A 1,289-nucleotide genomic window follows, 5' to 3' on the forward strand; every position below is an offset into this window, starting at 1 on the left:
TGGAGGGTTCGAAAAAACCTCTGATTGATGTGCCTGGCTCGTGTTTTTAGGCTTTCGGCGATTTGATTGACGGTTCCTGAGGTAGCTTTCTTTCTGCGTTTTGAGCAAATTGGGGACTACCCCCCGCTGGATTGCTATGCGCTCGCGTTCATTCTCTCCAGGAAGAGGAAACGGCGCATGTTGTAGACGATATTGGCCAGTCCGATCGTCATTGTGGCCCGTGTGATGCCGACGGCCCGGATGAACAATCCCATCTGCGATTTCTGATCGGCAAAGACATGCTCGACGCGGGATCGGATCACCGACTTCCCCGCGTTGGACCGCTGGGCATGGCGGGGCATGGGCTTGAGATTCGGCTTTTTCCTGTGGACCTTCGAGACGAAACCCTCTTTGTCCATGAAGTCCTCATTGGCTTTCGAGCGGTAGGCGGTATCCGCCCAGACGCTTGAGGCCGTATTGGTTTTATCAAGCAAGCCCTCTCTCAATCGCGCGCCATCACTGGCGGCGGCATCTGTGGCCTTCCATTTGCGAATCAGCCGATATTTCCGGTCGATGGAGACGTGGGATTTGTAGCCAAAGAACGGAATGGCAAGATCCGTTGCGGGCATACTTCCGTCATCCTGACGCTTTGCTTTCGTGAACTTCAGCGTCCAGCGCGCATGGCGATCCTTGTGGGACAGCTTTGCGGGCTTGTCCTGCCACTCTTCAGGAATACGCCCTGCCCGGAGATCCGCTTTCTCGGCGTTTGTATTGCGCTGCTTTGGAGCAGCCACCAGCGTTGCGTCCAGAATCTGGCCCGACATCGGCAAATATCCGGCCTTGCGCAGGGTCGCGTCAAAGCGGTCAAACAGTCTTTCAATCGCACCCGTCTGGGTCAGGCGTTCACGGAACAGCCAGACCGTTTTGGCGTCAGGCACACGGTCCGACAGCCCCAGACCAAGGAAACGCATAAAAGAGAGACGATCATTGATCAGGTACTCCGTCCGCTCATCAGACAAATTGTTCAGCGTCTGGATCACCAGGATCTTGAACATCAGCACCAGATCAAACGGAGGGCGCCCGCCTTTGCTCCCATCCGAATACGCCAGAGCCTTCTTCAAATCAGGGCGGAACACCTCAAAATCCACAGTCCGGGAAAAGGCCTCGAGTTGATCGCCAAGCCCGCTCAACCGGGCAAGCCGCTCCTCAACATCAAAGAAACCAGGCTGTTTCATATCGCCATTCCCTCAACCAGAACCAGAGGAATGGAATCACACAGAAGGCCTCAAAACCAGTAGGTTTTTCGAACC

At 55.2% G+C, this 1,289-nt stretch carries 1 protein-coding gene; it reads right to left on the bottom strand.

From position 1 onward, the window contains the following. Positions 1-134 precede the first annotated feature (134 nt). Complete coding sequence (locus tag F1542_RS16880) at positions 135-1,214, bottom strand: IS5 family transposase (RefSeq protein ID WP_025814070.1); 1,080 nt, start codon at positions 1,212-1,214, stop codon at positions 135-137. Between the last annotated feature and the right edge of the window lie 75 nt (positions 1,215-1,289).

Origin of the sequence: Komagataeibacter sp. FXV3 (genome assembly GCF_015155755.1) — a bacterium.
In the GTDB taxonomy this organism is placed as follows: Bacteria; Pseudomonadota; Alphaproteobacteria; order Acetobacterales; family Acetobacteraceae; genus Komagataeibacter.

Bases quoted from the DNA above. Each gene is read 5' to 3' on its own strand.
- F1542_RS16880 (WP_025814070.1), bottom strand. From the start codon at position 1,214: ATGAAACAGCCTGGTTTCTTTGATGTTGAGGAGCGGCTTGCCCGGTTG.